The following is a 23,399-nucleotide window of genomic DNA, read 5'->3' as shown; positions in this document are numbered from 1 at the left end:
ACGTACTGCTCGAAGCCGGGCGGATCGAGCCAGGCGACGCCCGAGGAGCCCGCGAAGGCGGCTTTGACCGACAGATGGAGATACAAAGAGCATGACCAAGAGGACGAACACGCAGTCGCCTGCGCCGCACGCCGCCGACAGCCACGATCTCATCCGTGTGCACGGCGCCCGCGAGAACAACCTCAAGGACGTCAGCATCGAAATCCCGAAGCGCCGCCTCACGGTGTTCACCGGCGTCTCGGGCTCGGGCAAGAGCTCGCTGGTGTTCAACACGATCGCCGCGGAGTCGCAGCGGCTGATCAACGAGACGTACAGCACCTTCGTGCAGGGCTTCATGCCGACCCTCGCGCGGCCCGAGGTCGACGTCCTCGACGGACTGACCACCGTGATCACCGTCGACCAGCAGCGGATGGGGGCCGACCCCCGTTCCACGGTCGGCACCGCCACCGACGCCAACGCGATGCTGCGTATCCTCTTCAGCCGGCTCGGAAAGCCGCACATCGGCCCGCCCAGCGCCTACTCCTTCAACACCGCCTCGGTCCGGGCGAGCGGGGCGATCACCGTCGAACGCGGCGCCAAGAAGGCGGTGAAGGCGGCCTACAACCGCACCGGCGGCATGTGCACGCGCTGCGAGGGCCGGGGCTCGGTCTCCGACATCGACCTCACCCAGCTCTACGACGACTCCAAGTCGCTCGCCGAAGGCGCGTTCACCATCCCCGGCTGGAAGTCGGAAAGCCAGTGGACCGTGCAGGTCTACGCCCAGTCAGGCTTCGTCGACCCGGACAAGCCGATCCGCGAGTACACCAAGAAGGAGTTGCAGGACTTCCTCTACGGTGAGCCGGTCAAGGTGAAGGTCAACGGCGTGAACCTCACCTACGAGGGGCTGATCCCCAAGATCCAGAAGTCGTTCCTGTCCAAGGACAAGGAGGCGATGCAGCCGCACATCCGGGCGTTCGTGGAGCGGGCCGTCACCTTCACCACCTGCCCCGAGTGCGACGGCACCCGGCTCAGCGAAGGTGCCCGGGCCTCGAAGATCGAGCGGATCAGCATCGCCGACGCCTGCGCGATGGAGATCCGCGACCTGGCCGAGTGGGTCCGCGGCCTCGAGGAGCCGTCGGTGGCGCCGCTGCTCGCCGCGCTGCAGCGGACCCTCGACTCGTTCGTGGAGATCGGCCTCGGCTATCTCGCGCTCGACCGGCCGGCGGGCACGCTGTCGGGCGGCGAGGCGCAGCGCGTCAAGATGATCCGCCACCTCGGCTCCTCGCTCACCGATGTCACCTACGTCTTCGACGAACCCACCATCGGCCTGCACCCCCATGACATCCAGCGCATGAACAACCTGCTCCTGCGCCTGCGGGACAAGGGCAATACCGTGCTCGTCGTGGAGCACAAGCCGGAGGCGATCGCGATCGCCGACCACGTCGTCGACCTCGGCCCCGGGGCCGGTACGGGTGGCGGCACCGTCTGCTTCGAGGGGACCGTCGAGGCGCTGCGGGCCGCCGACACCGTCACCGGCCGCCATCTTGACGACCGGGCCGTCGTCAAGGAGGCGGTACGCAAGCGCACCGGCGCCCTGGAGATCCGCGGCGCGACGGCGAACAACCTGCGCGACGTCGACGTCGACATCCCTCTCGGGGTGCTTACGGTGGTCACCGGTGTCGCCGGCTCCGGCAAGAGCTCCCTCCTGCACGGGTCGCTGCCGAAGCAGTCGGGAGCCGCCGACGCGGGTGTGGTGTCGATCGACCAGAGTCCGATCCGCGGCTCGCGGCGGAGCAACCCGGCGACCTACACCGGACTGCTCGACCCGATTCGCAAGGCGTTCGCGAAGGTCAACGGTGTGAAGGCGGCGCTGTTCAGCGCCAACTCCGAGGGCGCATGCCCCACCTGCAACGGCGCCGGCGTCGTCTACACCGACCTGGCGATGATGGCGGGCGTCGCCACCCCCTGCGAGGACTGCGAGGGGAAGAGGTTCCAGGCCTCGGTGCTGGAGTACCTCCTCGGCGGCCGCGACATCAGCGAGGTGCTGGCGATGTCGGTGACCGAGGCGGAGGAGTTCTTCGGCTCCGGCGAGGCGCACACGCCGGCCGCGCACAAGATCCTGCAGCGGCTCGCCGACGTCGGGCTCGGCTACCTCAGCCTCGGCCAGCCGCTCACCACTTTGTCCGGCGGCGAGCGGCAGCGGCTCAAGCTGGCCACGCACATGGCCGAGAAGGTCGGCGTCTACGTCCTCGACGAGCCGACCACCGGCCTCCACCTCGCCGACGTCGAGCAGTTGCTCGGCCTGCTCGACCGGCTCGTCGACTCGGGCAGGTCGGTCATCGTCATCGAGCACCACCAGGCGGTCATGGCACACGCCGACTGGATCATCGACCTGGGCCCGGGCGCGGGCCACGACGGCGGTCGGCTCGTCTTCGAGGGCACGCCCGCCGAGCTCGTCGCCGCCCGCGCCACCCTGACCGGCGAGCACTTGGCGGAGTACGTCGGCGTGTGAGGGGTGGGGCTTGTTCCTTACGGACCCGCCGAGTGGGGCTGCCACTCGGCGGGTCCGGAAGTTCGGGCCGGGGCGGCGGGGACCGCCGTACGACGTGTCAGTGGCCGGGCGGCGGTTCGTCGTGGCGGAACAGCCGCCGCAAGGTCAGCATGTCGTGGGCCAGGCGCCCGGCGATCGCGCCGCCGTAGACGATCACCCCGACGCCGGCGAGCCAGGACTGGATCACCAGCACCGTGCCGAACGGACCGTAGGTCACCGCGCTCGAGGCGATCAGCGGAGAGAAGACCAGCTGGGAGAAGACCCGTAGCCCGAGCATGCCGACGGCGGTGGCCACGGCACCCGGCAGCAGCGCCCGCCACCGGACCCGTCCACCCAGCAGGACGCGTTGGGACGCCCAGAAGAACAGGACCGTGCCCCCCAGATCGCCCACGACGCCGATCGCGGACGACAGGGGCGATCCGTCGGGCAGCGGCGTGCTCACGAAGATCATGAGGTATCCGATGAGCATCGCCAGCCACACGACATGCCGCCACATCGTGTGCCAGCGCGCCGCCGGTAGGTCCCAGATCTTCTCGTAACAGGTCTGCACCGCGGAGCCGAAGGTCAGGCCGAAGACGGTGAGCGCGGCGAGACCGAAGGCGGTGGTGCGCTGCAACGCCTGCCCCGGCAGGCCGAAGAGCCGCTCGACCTCGTCCTGCGAGGATTCGGTGAGTCCGAGCGCCTGGCTCAGCCAGCGGGCGAACCCCTGACCGCTCGCCGGGTCGGTGGCCGCGACGACGACGAGCAGGGGTACGAGGGTCAGGAACGCGAGCGCGGCGAAGCCCATGGCCCGGTGCATCAGCTCGATCTCACGGCCGCTCTTCCAGCCGAGCCCGAGCGGCGACTCGGCCAGCCTGTGCCACAGGCGCCGAAGACGGTACGGGCGTGCCGGCTCGTTGCTCACATGTCGTGGCCTACCCGGAACCGCCTCACCGGCTGCCGACCATGCCCCCGGACGGGTGGCCCCCCGCGCGCAGGACAGGACGCCCGCCGACGCCGAACACGCCGCCTGTGTGCGCAGCCGTCAGCCGAGCGCGGCCAACGGGTCGTCGAGTACCGGCTGCCAGGCCAGTTCGGCTGCGCCGACGAGGCTGTTGTGGTCGAGGCTGCAGGCGAGGATGGGGACTCCACCGCTGCGGCCCCACAGGCTGCGGTCGGCGACGACGGCCCGCAGGCGCTCCGGGTCGGCGTCGAGCAGTTCGCGATGGAGCCCGCCCAGGATGATCCGGTCCGGGTTGAGGATGTTGACCAGGCCGGCAAGGCCCAGGCCCAGACGGTCGATGAGCTCCTCGGCCGCGCCGCGGACAGCGGGATCGTCGTACTCCTCCCGGAGCAGGTCCCGCGACTGCTGCAGCAGGGAGACCTCGGGGCCGGCGGCTCGGCCGGCGGCCGTCAGGAAGGCGAGGGGGTCGGCCTCGACGTCGAGGCAGCCGCGGCTGCCGCAGTGGCAGGGGCGGCCCTCGGGGTTGACGGTGAGGTGCCCCACTTCGAGCGCCAGTCCCGAACTGCCGCTGTGCAGCCGCCCGTCGAGGACGAGCGCCCCGCCGACGCCCCGGTGGCCGGTGGCGACGCACAGCAGGTGGTGGGCGCCCCCGCCGGCGCCGTGGCGGTGTTCGGCGAGCGCGGCGAGGTTGACATCGTTGCCGGTGAAGGCGGGGCCGGTGATGCCCGCGGCGCTCACCCGCTCGGCGAAGATGTCCCGCACCGGGGCGCCGGCCGGCCAGGCCAGGTGCAGCGGGTTGAGCGCGGTGCCCTCGGGCTCCGCGACCGCCGAGGGCACGGCGAGTCCGGCACCCACGCAGCGCCGGCCGCTGCGGCGCAGCAGTTCGGCGCCCGCGTCGACGACCTCCCCCAACACCTGGGCGGGGTCCGCCTGGACGGTGACACAGCCGGGAGCGGTGGCGACGATGCTGCCGCCGAGGCCGACGAGGGCGGCGCGGAATCCGTCGGCGTGGACCTGGGCGGCGAGGACGACCGGGCCGGTCTCGTCGACCGAGAGCCGGTGCGAGGGCCTTCCCTGGGATCCGGCGGCGGCACCGGGCCGGGAGTCGACGCGGATCAGGCCGAGCGCTTCGAGTTCAGCCGCCACCGCTCCGGCGGTCGCGCGGGTGACGCCGAGCTCGGCGGTCAGCACGGCACGCGTGGGCGCCCGTCCGGTGTGTACCAGTTCCAGGGCGGGGCCGAGCGCGCTGCGGCCTCTCTCCAGTCGTGTCCGGGTGGTCGTCCCCTTGCCGTTCATGCAGGTGAGTCTCCCATGATCCCAGGGGTGTGCCGCTCCCGCGGGGGGCAATCCGGCCGCCTTGAACGGATGGACCCCGTGGCCCCGCCCCGAGTTTGCACCGCCACTAAACAAAGTCGGGACGGTCTGCCGGGGGGACCTGGCACAGACCACGATCCAGCGGCAAGCGCACAAGGTGATCCTTTGGCCGCGACGGCGACGCATACGCGAGACCTCAACATGCGCGCCTACCGGTCTCAACCCCGCGCCGGGCCAGACCGGCCTCGAACTCCTCGGAGGCGAAGCCCCTATCCGCAATCAGCAGCTGGCCGGACTGACCGGTGACCACGTCCGGCTCCCGGTCCAGCATCGCCGTCAGCACCTCGCGCTCGTCCAGCTTCGGGTTCACCGGAGCCCACAGGATCGGCATCCCGGCCGGGGTGCACACCACCTACAGCCGCAGGCCCCGGAACAACCGGGAGCGGCAGGAGCAGTAGGGGCCAAAGCAGTGCGCACGGACGCGATGGCAGGATGGCGGCATGGTGACGAATCAGCCGTGGACGGGGCTTCACGGTGACCTGCTGGCAGCGAAGGCGTTGGTGTACGACCCCAGCGGTTTCGCCTGCTCTCTGCCGGTGCCCGAACCGGAGAGTGCCGAGTACGCGGCTTACGGGTTCACGCTCGATGGCCGCTCGGTCCGGTTTCGCGTGGCCAAGACCACCCCGACGAAGGTGGGACAGTTCGTCACCGTGTGGCAGCGGTCCGAGGAGGGGCCGATCCGGCCCTTCGACGCCGACGACGGAGTGGACCTCTTCGTCATCAGCAGCCGCGACGACGACGGCTTCGGACAGTTCGTGTTCCCGCGCGAGGTGTTGTGCGAGCGCAACATCGTCTCCCGCAACGGGTCCGGCGGGAAGCGCGGATTCCGCGTCTATCAGCCGTGGGTGACCACGACCAACCGGCAGGCCTGCAGCACCCAGGCATGGCAGGTGAACTACTTCTTCAATCTCGGCAAGGACGGGCCTGCCGACCTGACGCGCGCCCACGCCCTCTACTGCCCATAGGTGCCCGTTGCGCCACGGCATCCGGCGACCTGGAACAGCACGGCGGCCGGACCTTGGAGGGCGTCGCCGCCGCGTCGGCCCTCGGCCACGGCGGAATGCTGCTCGGGCCGCCCGCGATCGGCTTCCTATCCGACTGGCTCTCGCTGCCTGTGGCACTGACGACGGTGGCGCCGGCGGCGGTCGCGGCCGTGATCGCGTACGGCACGCGGGGTGCCGCCGCCGTACCCAGGACGGTTGAGTAGCCGTACTCAGGCGCGCGCCCTGCCCGCGGCCGCAGCATGGAACCACCACCAACACGGGGAGAAGCCATGTACGCACGCCTGATCACGCTTGCACGACGTGCCTTCGGCAACCGCGCCGCCCAGGCGTATCTGGCGCTGGTTGCCGTCGCGGCCGTCTACGTGGCGATCGACACTGCGTTCGTCCATCACGAGGACGCCTCGTTCGCGGGGATCTGGCTGTTCCTGCTGACCGCGCCGACGATCTTCGGCTTCATGGCCGTCGGCACGCTCCTCGGGGAATCGGCGGCGGAGTCGGCGGCGTTCCTCTATCCGGCGCTGGTCCTGTCGGTGCTTATCCAGGCACTGGCCATCGGCCTCTTCGTACGGCTGCTGACCGGCGGACAGCGCGCGGCGCGCCCGCACGGGGCTTGACGCGACCCCCTCCCCGGTTCTCCCGTCGCCCTCTCGATGAGAGGACCGTCCGCTGGCACAATCTTCGGCATGGAGACCTCCGCCCTGATCAGGTCGCTCGTCCGAGAGGGACAGCTGCTGGCAGAGTCCGCACAGGAGGCGGGGCCGGACGCGGCGGTGCCGACGTGCCCCGCCTGGCAGGTGCGCGACCTCCTGCGGCACACCGGCATGGTGCACCGCTGGGCCGCGGCCTTCGTCACCGAGGGCTACAGCCAGTACCACCCCGACGACGGCGAGCCCGACCTCGACGGGGACGAGCTGCTGGAGTGGTACCGCGAGGGCCATGGGCTGCTGGTGGGCGCGCTGAGCGAGGCCCCGGCGGATGTGAGCTGCTGGTCGTTCCTGCCGGCGCCGTCGCCGCTCGCCTTCTGGGCGCGGCGCCAGGCGCACGAGACGGCGGTGCACCGTGTGGACGCCCAGGCGGCGGCCGGCGGAGAGCTCGAGCAGGTCCCTGCGGAGCTCGCGGTGGACGGTGTCGACGAACTTCTGTCCGCGTTCCACACCCGGCCCCGGAGCAGAGTCCGTACCGACACCCCGCGGGTGCTGCGCGTCAGGTCGACGGACACGGACGACGTGTGGACCGTACGGCTGTCCGCCGAGCCGCCGCGTACGGAGCGCACAGCGGAGGAGCCCGCCGACTGCGAACTGCGCGGCACCGCCGAGCGGCTCTATCTGACGCTCTGGAACCGGCTGCCGCTCGACGCGGTGGCCGTCGTCGGTGACACCGGGCTCGCGCGGATGTGGCGCGAGCGTTCGGGCATCACCTGGTCCTAGCGGGAGCACCCGGTACCAAGCGAGGCCGCGAAGCTCGGGCCTGGCGGAAGGCGACCTCAGCGCGAAGCTCAAGCCCGGGTGTCGGGCAGCATCCGCGACAGCACGGCGCGCTGGAGGGGTTTGACCTCCGCATGGCGCGAGCGGCCCTCTTCGGTGAGTGCGACTCGCACCCCGCGCCGGTCCTCCGGGCACATGCCCCGGGTCACCAGGCCATCCTTCTCCAGCCGGGCGATCAGACGTGAGAGCGCGCTCTGACTGAGATGGACACGGGACGCGAGCTCCTGCACCCGGTACGAGCAGTCGCCGGGCCGGGCGTCCTCCACCCGCATCTCGGCGAGCACGTCGAGCACCTCGAAGTCGCTGGCACCGAGCCCGTGCCGGTGCAGCTCGCGGTCGAGCTCGCACATCGTACGGGCGTGCAGCGAGAGCACGTCCCGCCACTGCTCCACGAGCGCTTGCTCGGACTTCGTCGCAGCCATGACCGCACGTTAGCAGAAAAGCCGCATTTTGTTGCACTGGAATTTAATGCACTTACAGTCAATGCATATGCATGTAAAGGCTCGCGCGGCGGCCGGACTGCTCATCACGCTGACCGGGCTGCGCACTCGACGCGGGCAGGAGGGCGTGGTGGTGGCCACGTCGCTGCCGGAGCAGCAGCCGCAGCGGGTAGCCGTCGGGGACTGACCGGCTGTTCTCGCCCGGCGTGGCCGGCGGGGCGAGGAGCCGCCGGCCGCGTCCTCTGCCGGCGTCCGGCAGGAGGGCGGCACGTGCCCTGGGGGCGCGATGTCCCTCAGCCGAGCCAGCCGGGGCGCACCAGCCCCGACTCGTAGGCCAGCACGACCAGTTGGGCGCAGTCGCGGGCGCCGAGCTTCACCATGGTCCGGCTCACGTGCGTCTTGGCGGTCAGCGGGCTGACGACGAGGCGGCGGGCGATCTCCTCGTTGGACAGGCCCATGCCGACCAAGGCCATCACCTCCCGCTCCCGCTCCGTGAGTTCCCCGAGACCCCGGGCGTCGGCGGGCCCCTTGGAACGTGCCGCGAACTCGGCGATCAGACGACGTGTCACCCCCGGCGACAGCAGTGCGTCCCCGGACACCACCGCCCGTACCGCACGCAGCAGTTCGTCCGGTTCCGTGTCCTTCACCAGGAAGCCGGAGGCGCCGGAGCGGATGGCCTCGAAGACGTACTCGTCCAGTTCGAAGGTGGTGAGCATGACCACCTTCACGTCCGCCAGGCGCTCGTCACCGGTGATCCTGCGGGTCGCGGCAAGTCCGTCCAGGTTCGGCATCCGGATATCCATCAGCACGACGTCCGGGCGCACTTCGCCCACCAGACGCACCGCCTCCTCCCCGTCGGAGGCCTCGCCCGCGACCTCGATGTCCGGCTGAGCGCCCGACAGGGCTCGAAAGCCTGCCCGGACCAGGATCTGGTCGTCGGCGAGCACTACTCGTATCACGTCGTCTCCTTGGGCCGCACGGGCAGTTCGGCTCGGACCCTGAAGCCGCCGTCCGGCCGCGGCCCCGCCTTGATGGTGCCGCCGAGAGCCGCGGCCCGTTCCCGCATGCCGGCCAGGCCGCTGCCGCCGGCGCCGGCGTCCGAGCCGGTAGCGGGCCCTTCGTCGTCGATCTGGAGGTCGAGCCTGCCCGGTGCGTGGGCGATCCGTACCCGCGCGGTGCGCGAGCCCGAGTGCCGTACGACGTTCGTCAGCGCCTCCTGCACGATCCGGAACGCGGCCAGGTCTGCGCCGACCGCGAGCGCCGCCGGTTCGCCCACGGTCTCGGCCTCGACGGTGAGTCCGGCACCCGCGGCCTGTTCGACGAGTTCGGTGAGGCGGTCCAGGCCGGGCGCGGGGGCGCGAGGGGCGTCGCCGGGGGTGCGCAGCGTGTCGAGGACCTGCCGCACCTCGCCCAGCGCCTCCTTGCTCGCCGCCTTGATGGTGGTCAGGACGGTACGGGCCTGTTCGGGGTCCGAATCGAGAAGCGCCAGACCTGCCCGCCCCGTGCCCGGGGCGGGCCTCCGTCGGTGCCGGTGCACGCTGTTCCATACGGCCACGCCAGACCGGAGTGGTGGGCGTGGACGTCAGCCCGGCGTGGCGATCACACGTACTCCCCTGGGAGTACGGACTCGCCTCGGCGGCGGTGGGGCGAGGCACCGTATCCGGCCAGCCGTGGGGTGCACACCCCGGTGCGCCACCGCGGGAGCCGCTCGGAAGGATGCCGCGTCAGGACCCGGCGTTGCCCCCCGGTGCCGTGCCTGCGGCACGAGGACTGAGCCCGACCTCGTACGCGAGCCGGGCCACGGCGTGCTCGAAGAAGGCGTCCCGGTCCCCGACCACCCGGTTGAAGTGGCCGAACAACTCGAAGGAGATCGTCCCGAAGAGCTGCGACCAGGCGGCGATCATCGCGACGACGACGGCGGGCGGCAGGTCGGGGGCGATGTCCGCCGCCATACGGTCCGCCTCCGCCCGCAGCCCAGGGGCCAGCGGCGGCAGCGCGAGCCCGTTCGTACGGTGGGCGTCGCGGATGACGGAGGTCAGCGCGAGGCCCACACGGGCGGCGGGACCGACGGTGTCCGTGGGCGCAGTGTAGCCGGGCACGGGTGAGCCGTAGATCAGGGCGTACTCGTGCGGGTGGGCCAGGGCCCAGGCACGCACGGCCGAGCAGGCAGCGGTCCAGCGGACGGTGTGGTCTCCGCCGGAGGGGACCGCGGCGAGGGCCGACTCGGCAGCGGCGCCGACGGCGTCGTAGGCGTCGACGATGAGGGCGGTCAGCATGTCGTCGCGGCTGGGGAAGTAGCGGTAGAGGGCCGAGGAGGCCATGCCCAGTTCGCGGGCGACGGCGCGGAGCGAGAGCTTGGAGGCACCCCCGGCGGCGAGCTGCGTGCGGGCTTCGTTCTTGATGGCTGCGGTGACTTCGGTACGGGCCCGTTCCCTGGCCCCTCGGATGGCGCTCATGGCGGCGAGTCTCCCACGTTTTGGAGCACTGACCAATAACGAGAGCGGTGCTCTTGCTTTGATGCGCCGAGGAGTGCACACTGTCCTCAAGCGAGAGCGGTGCTCTCGAAAGAGAACATCGGACGCTACCCGTAACGTTGGTCACAGAGGAGAACACCGCCATGCCGAAGGCCCACTACATCAAGCCCAACCGGTTCGACACGATCCTGAACGCAGCCGTCGGCCGGCTCGCCCGCCGGGGCATCAGCCTTATGGGGACCGCTGAGCTTTCCGTACGTGGCCGCACGAGTGGCGAATGGCGGCGCATCCCCGTCAACCCGCTTCCCTATGGCGGTGGCCCCTACCTGATCTCCGCCCGGGGCCACTCCCAGTGGGTCCGCAACCTCCGGGCGGCAGGCGGCGGGCAGCTCCAGGTCGGCCGCAGAACACAGCAGTTCACGGCTGTGGAGCTGCCCGACGAGCAGAAGCCGGAGCTGCTGCGCACCTATCTCGAGCGCTGGGGATGGGAGGTCGGCCGGTTCTTCGGCGACGTCAACGCCAAGTCCACCGACGAGGAGTTGCTCGCGGCGGCGCACAAGCACCCGGTCTTCCGTATCACCGTCACCCGGTGACGAGGTGTCCCGACACGCCTGCGTGACCGGACGCCCCCGCGTGACTCGACGCGCCCGCCGGCCCACGCGCGTGCGCCCCAGCCGTCCCGCGCGCTCCCGCCTGCCACCCACCCGCCCCGCCTGCGGGGCGACCGCCCTGCGCCCGCTCGACTACGCCCGCTTGTCCAGCACGTCCAGCGCCCGCCGCGCCAACGGGTGCGTGCGCACCAGGCCGGCCAGCGTCGTCGACCCGCGGGTGATGTCCGCGAAGGTCTTCCACGCGGGCCGGAATCCCGTGAGCACCGCGTGCAGCAGCCCCGGCCTGCGCTCGAAGACCGTGAGCATGCGCCGCCCGACCGCCATTTCGACCCCCAGCCCCGACTTGACGGCGAACGCGTAGTTCAACGCCTGCCTGCGCGCGTCGACGGCGTCGTGGGCCTCGGCGATCCGTACCGCCCACTCCCCCGCGAGCCGGCCGGAGCGCAGCGCGAAGGAGATGCCCTCCCTGGTCCACGGCTCGAGAAGCCCGGCCGCGTCGCCGCACACCAGCACCCGGCCCCGCGACAGCGGCGAGTCGTCGCTGCGGCAGCGCGTCAGATGGCCGGACGAGATGGCGGGCTCGAAGCCGGCGAGCCCCAGCCGGGCGATGAAGTCCTCCAGATACCGCTTGGTGGCGGCGCCTTCGCCGCGCGCCGAGATCACACCGACGGTCAGGGTCTGCCCCTTGGGGAACACCCAGCCGTAACTGCCGGGCATCGGGCCCCAGTCGATGAGCACCCGGCCTTCCCAGTCCTCAGCGACCGTCGCCGGGACCGGGATCTCCGCCTCCAGGCCCAGATCCACCTGGTCGAGCTTCACACCGACATGCGCGCCTATCCGGCCGGCGCTGCCGTCCGCGCCGACGACCGCGCGGGTCAGGAGCGTCTCCCCGTCGGAGAGCACCACGGCGACCGTGCGCCGGTCCGGTACGGCGGGCCCATGCTGTTCGACGCGGGAGACGGTCGCGCCGGTGCGCAGCACCGCCCCCGCCTTCTGCGCCTGTTCGACGAGGCCGGCGTCGAAGTCGGGCCGGTTGATGAGCCCGAAGAGCATCCGCTTGGAGCGCCGGGTGCGTGCGAGCCTGCCGTTGAGCGAGAAGGTGACGGCATGCACCCTGTCGCGCAGCGGCAGCTCGAAGCCGGGCGGGAGACTGTCGCGCGACGGTCCGATGATCCCCCCGCCGCAGGTCTTGTAGCGGGGCAGTTCGGCCTTCTCCAGAAGGAGCACTCTGCGGCCGGTCACCGCCGCCGCGTACGCCGCCGATGCCCCCGCGGGGCCTCCGCCGACCACGACGACGTCCCAGACGGGGTCTCCAAGCTCATTTGCCGCCTCTGCTCCGGTGGCATCGTTCTCGCTGCTCACGATGTACTTCTGCTCCCGATCCGACCTGTGGCCCAAGCTCTCGACGGCATCCTACGGCGCGGTCGTGTCCCACCCGTTGTGGGAGGATCGACCACACATTCGCCGTACACACATCGCACAACGACGTGCCCACGAGGAGCGTGCCCATGACCGCCGTACCGATCGCCGAGACCGTCGCCTCGCTGCTGCCCCGCGCCAAGGCGGAGCTGACGGAACTGGTGGCGTTCCGGTCGGTGGCGGACCCGGCACAGTTCCCGAAGAGCGAGTGCGAGGCGGCGGCGGCATGGGTGGCGCGGGCGCTCGGGGCGGAGGGGTTCACGGACGTGGCCGTCCTCGACACCCCGGACGGCACCCAGTCCGTCTACGGCTTCCTGCCCGGCCCGGCCGGCGCCCCGACCGTGCTGCTGTACGCGCACTACGACGTGCAGCCCCCGCTGGACGAGGCGGCCTGGTTCTCCCCGCCGTTCGAGCTCACCGAGCGCGACGGCCGCTGGTACGGACGCGGCAGCGCCGACTGCAAGGGCGGGTTCATCATGCACCTGCTCGCGCTGCGCGCCCTCAAGGCCAACGGCGGAGTGCCGGTGAACATCAAGGTCATAGTGGAGGGCTCGGAGGAGCAGGGCACAGGCGGTCTCGAGCAGTACGCGGAGGCTCACCCCGCTCTGCTGGCCGCGGACGCCATCGTGATCGGCGATACCGGCAACTTCCGGGTCGGTCTGCCGACGGTGACGGCCAGTCTGCGGGGCATGACGCTGCTGCGGGTCCAGGTCGACACCCTCGAGGGCAATCTGCACTCCGGGCAGTTCGGTGGCGCCGCGCCGGACGCGCTGGCCGCCCTGATCCGCGTACTGGACTCACTGCGTGCCGAGGACGGCTCGACGACCGTCGACGGGCTGGCCGCCGACGCGACGTGGGACGGACTCGCTTACCCGGAGGAGGAGTTCCGCAAGGACGCCAAGGTGCTCGACGGGGTGGGGTTGATCGGGGACGGCTCGGTCGCGGACCGCATCTGGGCACGGCCGGCCGTCACGGTGCTCGGTATCGACTGCCCGCCCGTGGTGGGCGCGACACCGTCCGTCCAGGCGGGCGCGCGTGCGCTGATCAGCCTTCGGGTGCCGCCGGGCCAGGACGCGGCCGAGGCGACCAAGCTGCTGGCCGCACACCTGGAGGCGCACACGCCGTGGGGCGCGCGGGTTGCGGTGGAGCAGATCGGCCAGGGCCAGGCGTTCCAGGCGGATGTGACGAGCCCCGCGTACACGTCGATGGCGGAAGCGATGCGGGGGGCGTACCCGGGCGAGGAGATGCAGGCCTCCGGCATGGGCGGCTCGATCCCGCTGTGCAACACGCTCGCGGCGCTGTACCCGCAGGCGGAGATCCTGCTGATCGGTCTGAGCGAGCCCGAGGCGCAGATCCACGCCGTGAACGAGAGCGTGTCGCCCGGGGAACTGGAGCGGATGTCGGTCACCGAGGCGCTGTTCCTGGCCAACTACGCGGAGTCCAAACGCCGCTGAGCTCTCGGCTGCGCAGATGCCCCACAGCCCGCCCCCGGGCGGCGCGCCCGTACGACGGCCGCCCGGGGGCGGGCCGCTCCGCAGACGGGCCGGTCCGCAGACGGTCCGCTCGGGGGCCGATCCCCGCAGGTACGGGAGCCGCCCGCGGCACACTCTCCTGCGGCCCCGGCAGGCTCAGCCGTGCTGGGGCCGGCTCACGAACGCGGCCCGGAGGCGGGCCGGTCTGCAGGTGCACCACCCGTACGACGCGCCGCCCGGCCGGGCGCCGGCTGCAAGCGGCCCGGGCTGCAAGCGGGACCAAGGCCGGAAGCACCCCAGCGCTACCCCACAGGGACGCCGGCCTCGAGGTTGAGGACCGTGCTGCGTTCGCGGGCCCGCAGGGCCCAGCGCAAGCGTTCGTAGCGGGCGGGCGGCAGCAGGTCCGCCGCCTCCTGTTCGGCGACGAACTTCCAGCCGCGCAACTCGGCGCCGGGGAGCAGGACGCGCGCGGCGTCGGAGTCCGGGAGACGGCCGCCGTCGAAGAGCAGCCGCAGTCCGCCGAAGCCGGGCGAACGCGGGGGTTCCCAGTCGACGACCAGCAGGCGGGGTACGGCGGTGAGTTCGATGCCGAGTTCCTCCGTGACCTCGCGCATACCCGCGCGGGCCGGGGCCTCGCCGCGCTCCACGACGCCGCCGGGGAACTCCCAGCCGGGCTTGTAGGTCGGGTCGACGAGGAGCACCCGGTCGTGCTGGTCGAAGAGGAGCACACCGGCGGCGAGTGTCTCGCCGGTCGGCTCCGGGGTCTGAACGATGTCGCTGACCGGTGCCGAGCCGGTGCGTACGGCTTCGGCCACGGCGGCGGCCGTCTCGCGGGTGCCGAGACGGCCGTTGTCGATCACATGGGCGTCGGCGGAGAGCCAGCCGAGCGCGGCCTGGTAGCGCTCGATGTTGCCGAACGCCCAGCGGCGGGTGCGTTCGCTCTCCGCCGGGTCGTCCTCGAAGGCCTCACGTTCGGCGATCCGATCGCGCAAAATCGTTTCGTCAGGCGCCAGCAGCACATGCCGCACGGCTATCCGGCGAGCGGCGAGCCCGCCGAAGATCTCGTCCCGGTAATCCTGCCGCAGCAGCGTCATGGGGGCCACCAGCACCCCACCCACCTCGGAGAGCAGCGCGGCGGCCGTGTCCACGACGAGCCGCCGCCAGATCGGCAGATCCTGGTAGTCGCCCACCTCGGCCAGGCGTTTGGCGGGCAGCAGGCGGCTCATGCCGCTGCCGATCAGTTCGGGGTCGAACAGTGTGCTGTTGGGGATCAGGTCGATCAGTTCGCGCGCGGTACTGCTCTTGCCCGCACCGAACGCACCGTTGATCCAGACGATCACGGGTCCCCCCTCTTCCGTAGCCCACAGTGGATTGCCCGCAACACCCTGCCACGCAAACGCCGTACCGGAACCGGTTGGCCGATCACGCACCCCAACTGTGGCCGGGCCGTGACACCGGTCGCGCAGCGTCGTTGGAGCGGGAGAGACAAGGGGGTGCGTCATGCGCCGCACGGTGTTGGAGAAGTTCCCCGCGGGTGACCCGCGCGGGAGTCGGCAGGCGGAGGAGTACGCCCGCCACCGCAGGGACGAGGGCCTGGCGGCCGAGGTCGTCATGGACCTGGAGTCGGATGCGTTCCTGGTCGTGGTCCCCCAGCAGCACGGCTCGGACTGCGGGTGGTGACCGACGCCGCGACGGCGTGGGCCACGACCCCGCGAACCGGGCGGGTCCACCCCGACGCCCCGGCGCCCCCTCAGGCGTGCCCCGCGGGAACCGCCCGGGGCTCACGTCCCAGCATCGCCGCGGCCGCCGCACCCACCAGCCCGGCGTCCGTGCCCATCAGAGCCGGCGTCACACTCAGGCGCCGCACGAAGGACAGCGTCGCGTAGTCCCGAAGGGCACGGCGCAGCGGGGCGAAGAGCACATCGCCCGCACCGGCCACTCCCCCGCCGATCACGGCGATCTCGATCTCGACGAGCGTCGCCGTGGCGGCGATGCCCGCGGCGAGCGCCTGGGCGGCCCGCTCGAAGGAGGCGGCGGCGACGGCGTCACCGGCGCGCGCGGCGGCGGCGACCGCCGCAGCGGAGGTGTCCCCGTCGGGCCCGGGGCGCCAGCCGTTCTCCAGCGCACGGCGGGAGATGTTGGGCCCGCTGGCGATGCGCTCCACGCACCCCCGGGCCCCGCACGGGCACAGCTCGCCGTCAAGGTCGATGCTGATGTGGCCGATGTGACCCGCGTTGCCGGTGGGTCCGGCGTGCGGCTTGCCGTTCAGCACCAGACCTCCGCCGACGCCGGTGGAGACGACCATGCACAGCGCGTTGTCGTGGCCGCGTGCGGCGCCCTGCCAGTGTTCGGCCGCGGTCATGGCGACTCCGTCGCCGACCAGTGTGATCGGCAGCCCGCCTGCGGCCCGTGACACGCGGTCGACGAGCGGAAAGCCGCGCCAGCCGGGGAGGTTGACGGGACTGACCGTACCGGCGGAGGCGTCGACGGGGCCCGCACTGCCGATGCCGAGCGCCGTGGCGCCGGGCCACAGCGGGGAGGCGGTCAGCACGGCGAGGACGTTCTCGACCGCGTGCATCACCGTGTCGCCGTCCTCACGGGCGGGCGTGGGGCGCTGGGCGCGGAGAAGAATCGCGCCATTGCCGTCCACCAGAGCGCCGGCGATCTTGGTGCCACCGATGTCGAGCGCGGCGACAAGGCAGTTATGCATCGGTACGGGATCCCCCGGAGCTGTCGGACCTGCGGTTTCGATAACAGTCTCCATTGCGCTGACAACGTTGTCCAGGGCCTATGCTCGACGCCACACGCTACATATACGACGATCGTGACCGCCGAGACTCAGACAGGACAGCGCACCGTGGCCGATTCGACCCGTCCCCTGCCGCCCCCGGGCAGCCCTCGCGGCCCCGAGCCCCGCTACGGGAATCGGCCCACGATGAAGGATGTCGCCGCGCGGGCCGGAGTCGGACTGAAGACGGTTTCCCGCGTGGTCAACGGCGAGCCCGGTGTCACCCCGGACACCGAGCGCCGGGTGCAGGACGCGATCGAGTCCCTCGGCTTCCGCCGCAACGACAGCGCCCGCGTGCTCCGCAAGGGCCGCACCGCCTCGATCGGCCTGGTACTGGAGGACCTCGCCGACCCGTTCTACGGGCCGCTCAGCCGCGCCGTAGAAGAAGTCGCCCGCGCCCATGGCGCGCTGCTCATCAACGGCTCCAGCGCCGAGGACCCGGACCGCGAGCAGGAGTTGGTGCTGGCGCTGTGCGCGCGCAGGGTGGACGGCCTGATCGTGATCCCCGCCGGACACGACCACCGCTATCTGGAGCCCGAGATCAAGGCGGGTGTGGCGACGGTGTTCGTCGACCGCCCGGCGGGCCGGATCGACGCGGACGTCGTGCTCTCCGACAGCTTCGGCGGCGCGCGGGCGGGCGTGGCGCATCTGATCGCGCACGGTCACCGCCGTATCGCCTTCATCGGCGACCAGCCGCGTATTCACACCGCTGTGGAGCGGCTCCGCGGCTACCGTGCCGCCATGGAGGACGCCGGTCTCGGGATCGACGACTCGTGGGTCGCGCTCGGCTCGACGGCTCCGGAGCGGGTGCAGGCGGCCGTCACCGCCGTGCTGGAGGGGCCCGAGCCGGTCACCGCGATCTTCGCCGGCAACAACCGTGTCACCGTGACGGCGGTGCGGGCCCTCGCCGCGCACGAGAAGCGCATCGCCCTCGTCGGTTTCGACGACATCGAGCTCGCGGACCTGCTCGGCATCACCGTCATAGCCCAGGACGCCGCGGCGCTGGGGCGCACCGCGGCGGAGCGGCTGTTCCGCCGGCTCGACGGGGTGAACGAGGAGCCGATCCGGACGGCGCTGGAGACGGTGCTGATCCCGCGCGGTTCGGGGGAGATCCCGCCGTCGTCGTGACCCGGCGGGCAGAGCCACGGCGGCTGCGGCGGCGACCGTGGCGAGCGGGGTGATGCCGACCGTCACCCGGCCGTGGCGGTCAGGTCGCCGCGCCGGGGCCGGGCGAAGCCGTCGAGGTCGGCGCGGGTCAGGCCCGTCAGGCGGGCGACCTCTGCGGTGTCCAGGGCGCCGCAGTCGATACCGCGAAGCAAGTAGGAACCGAGAGCCTTGGCGGTGGCGGGCTCGTCCATGACGTCGCCGCCGGCGTGGTTGGCGTGGTTGGCGTAGGCGGCGAGGCGGGCCGCGGCCTGCTCGAAGCCCTCACGGTAGAAGGCGAACACCCCTGCGTACCGGGTGGGCAGGTGGCCGGGGTGCATGTCCCAGCCCTGGTAGTAGGCGCGGGCGAGTGCACGTCGGGTGAGGCCGTAGTGAAGTCGCCAGGCGTCGTGGACCTTCTCGGTGGGGCCGACGGGCAGCACGTTGGTGGATCCGTCGGAGACGCGTACGCCGGTGCCCGCTGCGGCGACCTGCATGACCGCCTTGGCGTGGTCGGCGGCGGGGTGGTCGCCGGCCTGGTGGGCTGCGCTGACGCCGAGGCAGGCGCTGTAGTCGAAGGTGCCGTAGTGCAGTCCGGTGGCGCGGCCCCCGGCCGCGTCGATCATCCGGGCGACGGTGGCGGTGCCGTCGGCGCCGAGGATGGCCTGGCTGGTCTCGATCTGGATCTCGAAACCGATGCGGCCGGGCTCCAGACCGCGGGCCTTCTCGAACTCCTCGACGAGCCGCACCATGGCGGTGACCTGCTCGGTGTAGGTGACCTTGGGCAGGGTCAGGACGAGCCCGTCGGGCAGTCCGCCGCGCTCCATCAGGCCGGTGAGGAAGATGTCGAGGGTGCGGATGCCGCGGTCGCGTACGGCGGCTTCCATGCACTTCATCCGGATGCCCATGTACGGGGCGGCGGTGCGCTGTTCGTACGCCTCGGAGATCAGCCGCGCGGCGCGCGCGGCGTCGGTGTCCTCGTCGGGGCCCGCGTAGCCGTCCTCGAAGTCGACGCGCAGGTCCTCGATCGGCTCGCGCTCCAGCTTGGCGCGGACGCGCGTGTACACCGGCTCCGCGAGCTCGTCCGCGAGGCCGAGGACACGCGCGAAGGTGCGGGCGTCGGGCGCATGCTCGTCGAGCGCGGCGAGTGCCTTGTCGCCCCATGAGCGGATCGTGTCGGCGGTGAAGTCGTTGCCGGGAACGTAGACGGTGTGGACCGGCTGGCGCGTGCCCGGATCCCCGGGGTAGCGGCGGGCGAGTTCCGCGTCCACCGTCGTCAGGGAGGCGCTGATGCCCTCGCTGACTGCGCCCGCGAGGCTCGTCGCCACCTTCTCCTGCTGACCCATTCCCACACCCTCCGCACACTTCGGGATCCGCGGTTTCCGCATCACGGATTCAACATTCTGTTGAATGAAGTTAATGCGCGGCCGTGATCTGCGTCAATGGTGCGCCTCAACGGGCCGGGGCCGCGCGGTGAAGATCACCACGCGGCCCCGGGCCGGACGACACTCGGATCAGCCCTTGCGGGTCTTGACCTCTTCGGTCAGCTGCGGGACGACCTCGAAGAGGTCGCCGACCACGCCGTAGTCGACCAGGTCGAAGATCGGGGCCTCGGCGTCCTTGTTGATGGCCACGATGGTCTTCGACGTCTGCATGCCGGCGCGGTGCTGGATCGCACCGGAGATACCGGAGGCGATGTACAGCTGCGGGGAGACGGACTTGCCGGTCTGGCCGACCTGGTTGGTGTGCGGGTACCAGCCGGCGTCGACAGCGGCACGCGAGGCACCGACGGCCGCGCCGAGGGAGTCGGCGAGCGCCTCGATGATCGCGAAGTTCTCCGCGCCGTTGACACCGCGGCCTCCGGAGACCACGATCGCGGCCTCGGTCAGCTCCGGTCGGCCGGTCGACTCACGCGGGGTGCGCGAGACGACCTTGGTGCCGGTGGCCTTCTCGGAGAACGAGACGGACAGCGCCTCGACCGCACCGGCGGCCGGGGCGGCCTCCACGGCGGCCGAGTTCGGCTTGACCGTGATGACCGGAGTGCCCTTGGAGACGCGGGACTTGGTGGTGAAGGAGGCGGCGAACGCGGACTGCGTCGCGACCGGGCCCTCGTCACCGGCCTCGAGGTCGACGGCGTCGGTGATGATGCCGGAGCCGATACGGACCGCGAGGCGGGCCGCGATCTCCTTGCCCTCGGCGGAGGACGGGACGAGCACGGCGGCCGGGGAGACGGCCTCGTACGCGGCCTGCAGCGCGTCGACCTTCGGGACGACGAGGTAGTCGGCGAACTCGGGCGCGTCGGCCGTGAGGACCTTGACCGCACCGTGCTCGGCGAGCGCGGCGGCGGTGTTCTCCGCACCGGCGCCGAGCGCGACCGCGACGGGCTCGCCGATGCGGCGGGCCAGAGTCAGCAGCTCCAGGGTGGGCTTGCGGACGGCACCGTCCACGTGGTCGACGTAGACGAGAACTTCAGCCATGGGACTTCTTCTCTCCTGCTTGCGAAGTGTGAAGGGGGCGGTTGGGGCCGAAGCCTTAGATGAACTTCTGGCCGGCCAGGAACTCGGCCAGCTGCTTGCCGCCCTCGCCCTCGTCCTTGACGATCGTTCCGGCGGTGCGGGCCGGACGCTCCGAGGCCGAGTCGACCTTGGTCCAGGCGCCCTCGAGGCCGACCTCTTCGGCGTCGATCTCGAGGTCCTCGAGGTCCAGGGACTCGACCGGCTTCTTCTTGGCGGCCATGATGCCCTTGAAGGACGGGTAACGCGCCTCGCCCGACTGGTCCGTCACGGACACGACGGCCGGCAGCGACGCCTCGAGCTGCTCGGAGGCGGTGTCGCCGTCACGACGGCCCTTGACGGTGCCGTCCTCGACCGAGATCTCGGAGAGCAGGGTCACCTGCGGGATGCCCAGACGCTCCGACAGGATCGCCGGCAGCACACCCATCGTGCCGTCGGTGGAAGCCATACCGGCGATGACCAGGTCGTAACCCGTCTTCTCGAGCGCCTTCGCCAGCACCAGCGAGGTGCCCATCACGTCGGAGCCGTGCAGGTCGTCGTCCTCGACGTGGACAGCCTTGTCCGCGCCCATCGACAGCGCCTTGCGCAGCGCGTCCTTGGCATCCTCCGGGCCGACGGTCAGCACGGTGACCTCGGCGTCGTCCGCCTCGTCCGCGATCTGCAGCGCCTGCTCCACCGCGTACTCATCCAGCTCCGACAGCAGGCCGTCGACGTCGTCTCGGTCGACGGTCAGGTCATCGGCGAAGTGCCGATCGCCGGTGGCGTCGGGCACGTACTTCACACAGACAACGATCCTCAGGCTCACGCCGGCTCTCCTACTGCATCGTCTCTACTGGACTGCCTTGTGAACGCAGCATAGGCGTCCGATGGGGCGGATCCCGGTCGGGGCGGGCCGCGCTCCGAACGAAATATTACTCGTCAGTACATCGAGTGTGTTCCCGCTAAGCAAGCGCTTTGAACTGTGACCTTGACAACGACATGACCGCTGCCCTTCCGGGCTCAGTCTCTCAGCGCCGTGAAGCGTCCCTGGTGGTACACCAGCGGACGCCCCCCGCCCGCCGGGTCACCGACAACAGCCTCGGCGATCACGATGCGATGGTCCCCCGCGGGCACCCTGGCGACGACGCGGCACACCATCCACGCCAGCACTCCGTCGAGCACGGGAACACCCTCGGGTCCCGTGCGCCAGCTCGTGGGCGGCGCGAACCGGTCGGCGCCGCTGCGTGCGAAGGTGGCGGCCAGTTCCTGCTGGTGCTCGCCGAGTATGTGGACGCCGACGTGTTCGGCGTTCGCGACGACCGGCCAGCTCGAAGAGCCGGTTCCGACACCGAAGGAGATCAGCGGTGGTTCCGCGGCCACGGAGGTGAGCGAGGTGGCGGTGAACCCGACGGGGCGCGGGCCGCCCGCGGTGATCACCGCGACGCCTGCGGCGTGCTGCCGGAAGACCGAGCGGAGGAGGTCGGGGGACGCGAGGCGAGTGGTGCCGAGATCGGGCGATGCCGTCATCGAAATGTCCTTCTGGGTGTGCGAATCATGCGGCTGTGGCTGCTCGGACAGCCGGACAGCGCGCGCTCGCGTTCCGGGCGAGGTCGACATGAACCCGCCCGTGCAGAAGGAGTACTGGAGGCACAGCAGTCAGCCTGGCGATACTTGCCGTGCACAGTCAAGTGCGCACAGGAAGGTGCGACCAGCGTCACGGGTGCCGCACCGCCGCTTCGGGCCCGTGCCACAGCGGCAGTTCGGGTACGCGTCATACGGCCCGTCCGAGCGCCGCGATGACGTCGGCCTTACGGGGCGCGCCGGAGGCTCTGGTGACGACCCGTCCGCCCGCGTCGAGGACCAGCACGGTGGGCGTCCTGACGATGCCCAGCCGCCGCACCAGCGCGAGGTGCTCCTCCGCGTCGACCTCGACATGAACGACCCCGTCGACCATGGCGGCGACGTCGGCCAGGGTGCGGCGGGTGGCCCGGCAGGGCTGGCAGAAGGCGGTGGAGAACTGGACGAGCGTCGCCCGCTCGCCGAACTCCGCGCCCAGGTCCGTTGCACCGATCTGCCGTTCCGCGCCCAGGTCCGTTGCACCAGGCTGCCGTTCAGCGTGTTGAGCGCGCACCTTCGTCCTTTCCCGCACCTTCACCCTTTCCCTCGCGCTTCCCCTCGCGCCGGGTTCATCCCCCAGAGGTGCAGCGTTCACATGGCGCCCAGGATTCCCCCCGCCCGCACCCCGTACCCGAGTTCCCCGGGACGACGTGACGAGAATCTCGCCCTCGCAGGCCACCAGGGCTGGTCAGTACGCGGCACATGGGGGACGATCGGCCCAATGCCGAAAACCTACGGCTGCGTAACTTTCACCGGGCGAACCCTCCCCGGGCATGACGAAAGGGTCCTCCCCCCATGGCAGAGCTCGTCTATCGGCCGGTCATCGGCGCCGCACGCACGATGTTCAAGGCGCTCGACCTGAAGATCGACACTCAGGGGTCGGAGAACATTCCGCGGACCGGCGGAGCAGTGCTGGTCAGCAATCACATCAGCTATCTGGACTTCATCTTCACCGGCCTCGGCGCCCTGCCGCAGAGGCGCCTGGTGCGCTTCATGGCGAAGGATTCGGTCTTCCGGCACAAGATTTCCGGGCCGTTGATGCGGGGCATGAAGCACATCCCGGTCGACCGCAGACAGGGCGAGGCGGCCTATGCGCACGCGCTGGACTCGCTGCGCTCGGGCGAGATCGTCGGCGTGTTCCCGGAGGCGACGATCTCCCAGTCGTTCACACTGAAGTCGTTCAAGTCCGGCGCTGCCCGGCTCGCGCAGGAGGCCGGCGTTCCGCTGATCCCGATGGCACTGTGGGGCACCCAGCGCCTGTGGACCAAGGGGCGGCCGCGCAACTTCAAGCGGTCGCACATCCCGGTGACGATCCGCGTGGGCGAGCCCGTCGAGGCGCCCGCCGACCAGTACGCGGGCGCGATCACCCGCCGGCTGCGCGAGCGAGTGCAGGAGCTGCTGGAAGCGGCTCAGCGCGCCTATCCCGTGCGCCCCAAGGACGCGGCCGACACCTGGTGGGTGCCGGCGCACCTCGGCGGTACGGCCCCGACGCCCGCCGAGGTCCGCGAGGCCCACTAGGGCGTGTTTCGAAAGTCCCGCCTGGCCCACGACGTCTGGCACGCACACTCGCTGCGTTGTCGGAGTCATCCAAGTACGTCCAGTACGAGG

Annotated in this window: 23 protein-coding genes and 3 pseudogenes; 11 read left to right on the top strand and 15 right to left on the bottom strand. The window is 71.3% G+C overall.

The genetic code is table 11. The features are described from left to right. The first annotated feature begins 91 nt into the window (after positions 1 to 91). Positions 92 to 2,491 (top strand): ATP-binding cassette domain-containing protein, encoded by a 2,400-nt coding sequence (locus ACZ4SA_RS30750; protein WP_468281000.1) that lies wholly within the window; start codon positions 92 to 94, stop codon positions 2,489 to 2,491. Between the two features lie 97 nt (positions 2,492 to 2,588). On the opposite strand, the gene ACZ4SA_RS30745 is transcribed toward ACZ4SA_RS30750, so the two are convergent. From ACZ4SA_RS30745 to ACZ4SA_RS30735, 3 genes and pseudogenes are all read right to left on the bottom strand, one after another. Then, positions 2,589 to 3,434, bottom strand: a complete 846-nt coding sequence (locus ACZ4SA_RS30745) for a YhjD/YihY/BrkB family envelope integrity protein (protein WP_468280998.1) — start codon at positions 3,432 to 3,434, stop codon at positions 2,589 to 2,591. Positions 3,435 to 3,554: 120 nt separating this feature from the next. Beyond that, positions 3,555 to 4,769 (bottom strand): ROK family protein, encoded by a 1,215-nt coding sequence (locus ACZ4SA_RS30740; RefSeq protein WP_468280996.1) that lies wholly within the window; start codon positions 4,767 to 4,769, stop codon positions 3,555 to 3,557. Between the two features lie 235 nt (positions 4,770 to 5,004). Continuing rightward, positions 5,005 to 5,244 (bottom strand): annotated as a pseudogene (locus ACZ4SA_RS30735) (transposase); the annotation flags it as partial. A 43-nt stretch (positions 5,245 to 5,287) separates the two neighbouring features. On the opposite strand from ACZ4SA_RS30735, the gene ACZ4SA_RS30730 reads away from it, so the two are divergent. From ACZ4SA_RS30730 to ACZ4SA_RS30715, 4 genes and pseudogenes are all read left to right on the top strand, one after another. Continuing rightward, positions 5,288 to 5,812, top strand: coding sequence for a MepB family protein (locus ACZ4SA_RS30730; protein ID WP_468280995.1), 525 nt, complete (start codon positions 5,288 to 5,290; stop codon positions 5,810 to 5,812). 59 nt (positions 5,813 to 5,871) lie between these two features. Next, a pseudogene (locus tag ACZ4SA_RS30725) lies at positions 5,872 to 6,054 on the top strand (MFS transporter); the annotation flags it as partial. A 66-nt stretch (positions 6,055 to 6,120) separates the two neighbouring features. Continuing rightward, entirely contained in the window at positions 6,121 to 6,465 is a 345-nt protein-coding gene (locus ACZ4SA_RS30720) for an SCO4225 family membrane protein (RefSeq protein WP_468280993.1), read from the top strand. Positions 6,466 to 6,534: 69 nt separating this feature from the next. After that, entirely contained in the window at positions 6,535 to 7,278 is a 744-nt protein-coding gene (locus ACZ4SA_RS30715) for a maleylpyruvate isomerase family mycothiol-dependent enzyme (RefSeq protein ID WP_468280991.1), read from the top strand. 68 nt (positions 7,279 to 7,346) lie between these two features. On the opposite strand, the gene ACZ4SA_RS30710 is transcribed toward ACZ4SA_RS30715, so the two are convergent. Beyond that, positions 7,347 to 7,757 carry a MarR family winged helix-turn-helix transcriptional regulator gene (locus ACZ4SA_RS30710; RefSeq protein WP_468280989.1) on the bottom strand — a complete coding sequence of 137 codons (411 nt, stop codon included), beginning with the start codon at positions 7,755 to 7,757 and terminating at the stop codon, positions 7,347 to 7,349. Positions 7,758 to 7,824: 67 nt separating this feature from the next. Between ACZ4SA_RS30710 and ACZ4SA_RS30705 the strand changes: the two genes are divergently transcribed. Then, on the top strand, positions 7,825 to 7,962 hold the full coding sequence (locus ACZ4SA_RS30705) for a hypothetical protein (RefSeq protein ID WP_468280987.1): 138 nt from the start codon (positions 7,825 to 7,827) through the stop codon (positions 7,960 to 7,962). A gap of 106 nt (positions 7,963 to 8,068) precedes the next feature. Here the strand turns inward: ACZ4SA_RS30705 and ACZ4SA_RS30700 are convergent, their stop codons facing one another. The 3 genes and pseudogenes from ACZ4SA_RS30700 to ACZ4SA_RS30690 all read right to left on the bottom strand — a co-directional run bounded on the left by ACZ4SA_RS30700 (position 8,069) and on the right by ACZ4SA_RS30690 (position 10,231). Further along, on the bottom strand, positions 8,069 to 8,734 hold the full coding sequence (locus ACZ4SA_RS30700; RefSeq protein ID WP_468280985.1) for a response regulator: 666 nt from the start codon (positions 8,732 to 8,734) through the stop codon (positions 8,069 to 8,071). Next, positions 8,731 to 9,267: pseudogene (locus ACZ4SA_RS30695) on the bottom strand (sensor histidine kinase); the annotation flags it as partial. The pseudogene ACZ4SA_RS30695 and the gene ACZ4SA_RS30700, both read right to left, overlap by 4 nt. Positions 9,268 to 9,499: 232 nt before the next feature. Continuing rightward, a complete protein-coding gene (locus ACZ4SA_RS30690; RefSeq protein ID WP_468280983.1) occupies positions 9,500 to 10,231 on the bottom strand; it encodes a TetR/AcrR family transcriptional regulator in 732 nt (243 codons plus the stop codon). Between the two features lie 161 nt (positions 10,232 to 10,392). Here ACZ4SA_RS30690 and ACZ4SA_RS30685 point away from each other — a divergent pair, with 161 nt between their 5' ends. Then, the gene (locus ACZ4SA_RS30685) at positions 10,393 to 10,842 is read left to right on the top strand and encodes a nitroreductase family deazaflavin-dependent oxidoreductase (protein ID WP_468280981.1); all 450 of its coding nucleotides are present in this window, start codon (positions 10,393 to 10,395) and stop codon (positions 10,840 to 10,842) included. 150 nt (positions 10,843 to 10,992) lie between these two features. On the opposite strand, the gene ACZ4SA_RS30680 is transcribed toward ACZ4SA_RS30685, so the two are convergent. Beyond that, positions 10,993 to 12,222: a geranylgeranyl reductase family protein gene (locus ACZ4SA_RS30680; RefSeq protein ID WP_468280979.1), complete on the bottom strand. Its 1,230-nt coding sequence runs from the start codon at positions 12,220 to 12,222 to the stop codon at positions 10,993 to 10,995. Positions 12,223 to 12,368: 146 nt separating this feature from the next. On the opposite strand from ACZ4SA_RS30680, the gene ACZ4SA_RS30675 reads away from it, so the two are divergent. Then, positions 12,369 to 13,733 carry a M20/M25/M40 family metallo-hydrolase gene (locus ACZ4SA_RS30675; protein ID WP_468280977.1) on the top strand — a complete coding sequence of 455 codons (1,365 nt, stop codon included), beginning with the start codon at positions 12,369 to 12,371 and terminating at the stop codon, positions 13,731 to 13,733. Positions 13,734 to 14,053: 320 nt separating this feature from the next. Here the strand turns inward: ACZ4SA_RS30675 and ACZ4SA_RS30670 are convergent, their stop codons facing one another. Continuing rightward, on the bottom strand, positions 14,054 to 15,091 hold the full coding sequence (locus ACZ4SA_RS30670; protein ID WP_468280975.1) for an NUDIX hydrolase: 1,038 nt from the start codon (positions 15,089 to 15,091) through the stop codon (positions 14,054 to 14,056). A gap of 160 nt (positions 15,092 to 15,251) precedes the next feature. On the opposite strand from ACZ4SA_RS30670, the gene ACZ4SA_RS30665 reads away from it, so the two are divergent. Next, positions 15,252 to 15,431, top strand: a complete 180-nt coding sequence (locus tag ACZ4SA_RS30665) for a hypothetical protein (protein WP_468280973.1) — start codon at positions 15,252 to 15,254, stop codon at positions 15,429 to 15,431. A 70-nt stretch (positions 15,432 to 15,501) separates the two neighbouring features. Here the strand turns inward: ACZ4SA_RS30665 and ACZ4SA_RS30660 are convergent, their stop codons facing one another. Beyond that, entirely contained in the window at positions 15,502 to 16,461 is a 960-nt protein-coding gene (locus ACZ4SA_RS30660; protein WP_468280971.1) for an ROK family protein, read from the bottom strand. A 225-nt stretch (positions 16,462 to 16,686) separates the two neighbouring features. On the opposite strand from ACZ4SA_RS30660, the gene ACZ4SA_RS30655 reads away from it, so the two are divergent. Further along, complete coding sequence (locus ACZ4SA_RS30655) at positions 16,687 to 17,667, top strand: LacI family DNA-binding transcriptional regulator (RefSeq protein WP_468281078.1); 981 nt, start codon at positions 16,687 to 16,689, stop codon at positions 17,665 to 17,667. A 62-nt stretch (positions 17,668 to 17,729) separates the two neighbouring features. Here the strand turns inward: ACZ4SA_RS30655 and ACZ4SA_RS30650 are convergent, their stop codons facing one another. From ACZ4SA_RS30650 to ACZ4SA_RS30630, 5 genes are all read right to left on the bottom strand, one after another. Beyond that, on the bottom strand, positions 17,730 to 19,034 hold the full coding sequence (locus ACZ4SA_RS30650) for a DUF6986 family protein (RefSeq protein WP_468281076.1): 1,305 nt from the start codon (positions 19,032 to 19,034) through the stop codon (positions 17,730 to 17,732). Positions 19,035 to 19,196: 162 nt separating this feature from the next. Beyond that, positions 19,197 to 20,159, bottom strand: coding sequence for an electron transfer flavoprotein subunit alpha/FixB family protein (locus ACZ4SA_RS30645; RefSeq protein WP_468280969.1), 963 nt, complete (start codon positions 20,157 to 20,159; stop codon positions 19,197 to 19,199). Positions 20,160 to 20,214: 55 nt separating this feature from the next. Next, entirely contained in the window at positions 20,215 to 21,000 is a 786-nt protein-coding gene (locus tag ACZ4SA_RS30640) for an electron transfer flavoprotein subunit beta/FixA family protein (RefSeq protein WP_468280967.1), read from the bottom strand. Positions 21,001 to 21,194: 194 nt separating this feature from the next. Next, on the bottom strand, positions 21,195 to 21,701 hold the full coding sequence (locus tag ACZ4SA_RS30635; RefSeq protein ID WP_468280965.1) for a flavin reductase family protein: 507 nt from the start codon (positions 21,699 to 21,701) through the stop codon (positions 21,195 to 21,197). A gap of 244 nt (positions 21,702 to 21,945) precedes the next feature. Then, positions 21,946 to 22,263, bottom strand: a complete 318-nt coding sequence (locus tag ACZ4SA_RS30630) for a TlpA family protein disulfide reductase (protein ID WP_468281074.1) — start codon at positions 22,261 to 22,263, stop codon at positions 21,946 to 21,948. Between the two features lie 323 nt (positions 22,264 to 22,586). On the opposite strand from ACZ4SA_RS30630, the gene ACZ4SA_RS30625 reads away from it, so the two are divergent. Continuing rightward, the gene (locus tag ACZ4SA_RS30625) at positions 22,587 to 23,309 is read left to right on the top strand and encodes a lysophospholipid acyltransferase family protein (protein WP_468280963.1); all 723 of its coding nucleotides are present in this window, start codon (positions 22,587 to 22,589) and stop codon (positions 23,307 to 23,309) included. Positions 23,310 to 23,399 lie beyond the last annotated feature (90 nt).

Source organism: Streptomyces sp. NPDC027962, assembly GCF_055566095.1.
The sequence above is the reverse complement of the archived record's forward strand: the minus strand, read 5'-3'. Positions and strand labels throughout refer to the sequence as shown.

Bases quoted from the DNA above. Each gene is read 5' to 3' on its own strand.
- ACZ4SA_RS30740 (WP_468280996.1), bottom strand. From the start codon at position 4,769: ATGAACGGCAAGGGGACGACCACCCGGACACGACTGGAGAGAGGCCGC.
- ACZ4SA_RS30750 (WP_468281000.1), top strand. From the start codon at position 92: ATGACCAAGAGGACGAACACGCAGTCGCCTGCGCCGCACGCCGCCGAC.
- ACZ4SA_RS30625 (WP_468280963.1), top strand. From the start codon at position 22,587: ATGGCAGAGCTCGTCTATCGGCCGGTCATCGGCGCCGCACGCACGATG.
- ACZ4SA_RS30635 (WP_468280965.1), bottom strand. From the start codon at position 21,701: ATGACGGCATCGCCCGATCTCGGCACCACTCGCCTCGCGTCCCCCGAC.
- ACZ4SA_RS30665 (WP_468280973.1), top strand. From the start codon at position 15,252: ATGCGCCGCACGGTGTTGGAGAAGTTCCCCGCGGGTGACCCGCGCGGG.
- ACZ4SA_RS30710 (WP_468280989.1), bottom strand. From the start codon at position 7,757: ATGGCTGCGACGAAGTCCGAGCAAGCGCTCGTGGAGCAGTGGCGGGAC.
- ACZ4SA_RS30685 (WP_468280981.1), top strand. From the start codon at position 10,393: ATGCCGAAGGCCCACTACATCAAGCCCAACCGGTTCGACACGATCCTG.
- ACZ4SA_RS30655 (WP_468281078.1), top strand. From the start codon at position 16,687: ATGAAGGATGTCGCCGCGCGGGCCGGAGTCGGACTGAAGACGGTTTCC.
- ACZ4SA_RS30645 (WP_468280969.1), bottom strand. From the start codon at position 20,159: ATGGCTGAAGTTCTCGTCTACGTCGACCACGTGGACGGTGCCGTCCGC.
- ACZ4SA_RS30705 (WP_468280987.1), top strand. From the start codon at position 7,825: ATGCATGTAAAGGCTCGCGCGGCGGCCGGACTGCTCATCACGCTGACC.
- ACZ4SA_RS30660 (WP_468280971.1), bottom strand. From the start codon at position 16,461: ATGCATAACTGCCTTGTCGCCGCGCTCGACATCGGTGGCACCAAGATC.
- ACZ4SA_RS30730 (WP_468280995.1), top strand. From the start codon at position 5,288: ATGGTGACGAATCAGCCGTGGACGGGGCTTCACGGTGACCTGCTGGCA.
- ACZ4SA_RS30690 (WP_468280983.1), bottom strand. From the start codon at position 10,231: ATGAGCGCCATCCGAGGGGCCAGGGAACGGGCCCGTACCGAAGTCACC.
- ACZ4SA_RS30675 (WP_468280977.1), top strand. From the start codon at position 12,369: ATGACCGCCGTACCGATCGCCGAGACCGTCGCCTCGCTGCTGCCCCGC.
- ACZ4SA_RS30715 (WP_468280991.1), top strand. From the start codon at position 6,535: ATGGAGACCTCCGCCCTGATCAGGTCGCTCGTCCGAGAGGGACAGCTG.
- ACZ4SA_RS30720 (WP_468280993.1), top strand. From the start codon at position 6,121: ATGTACGCACGCCTGATCACGCTTGCACGACGTGCCTTCGGCAACCGC.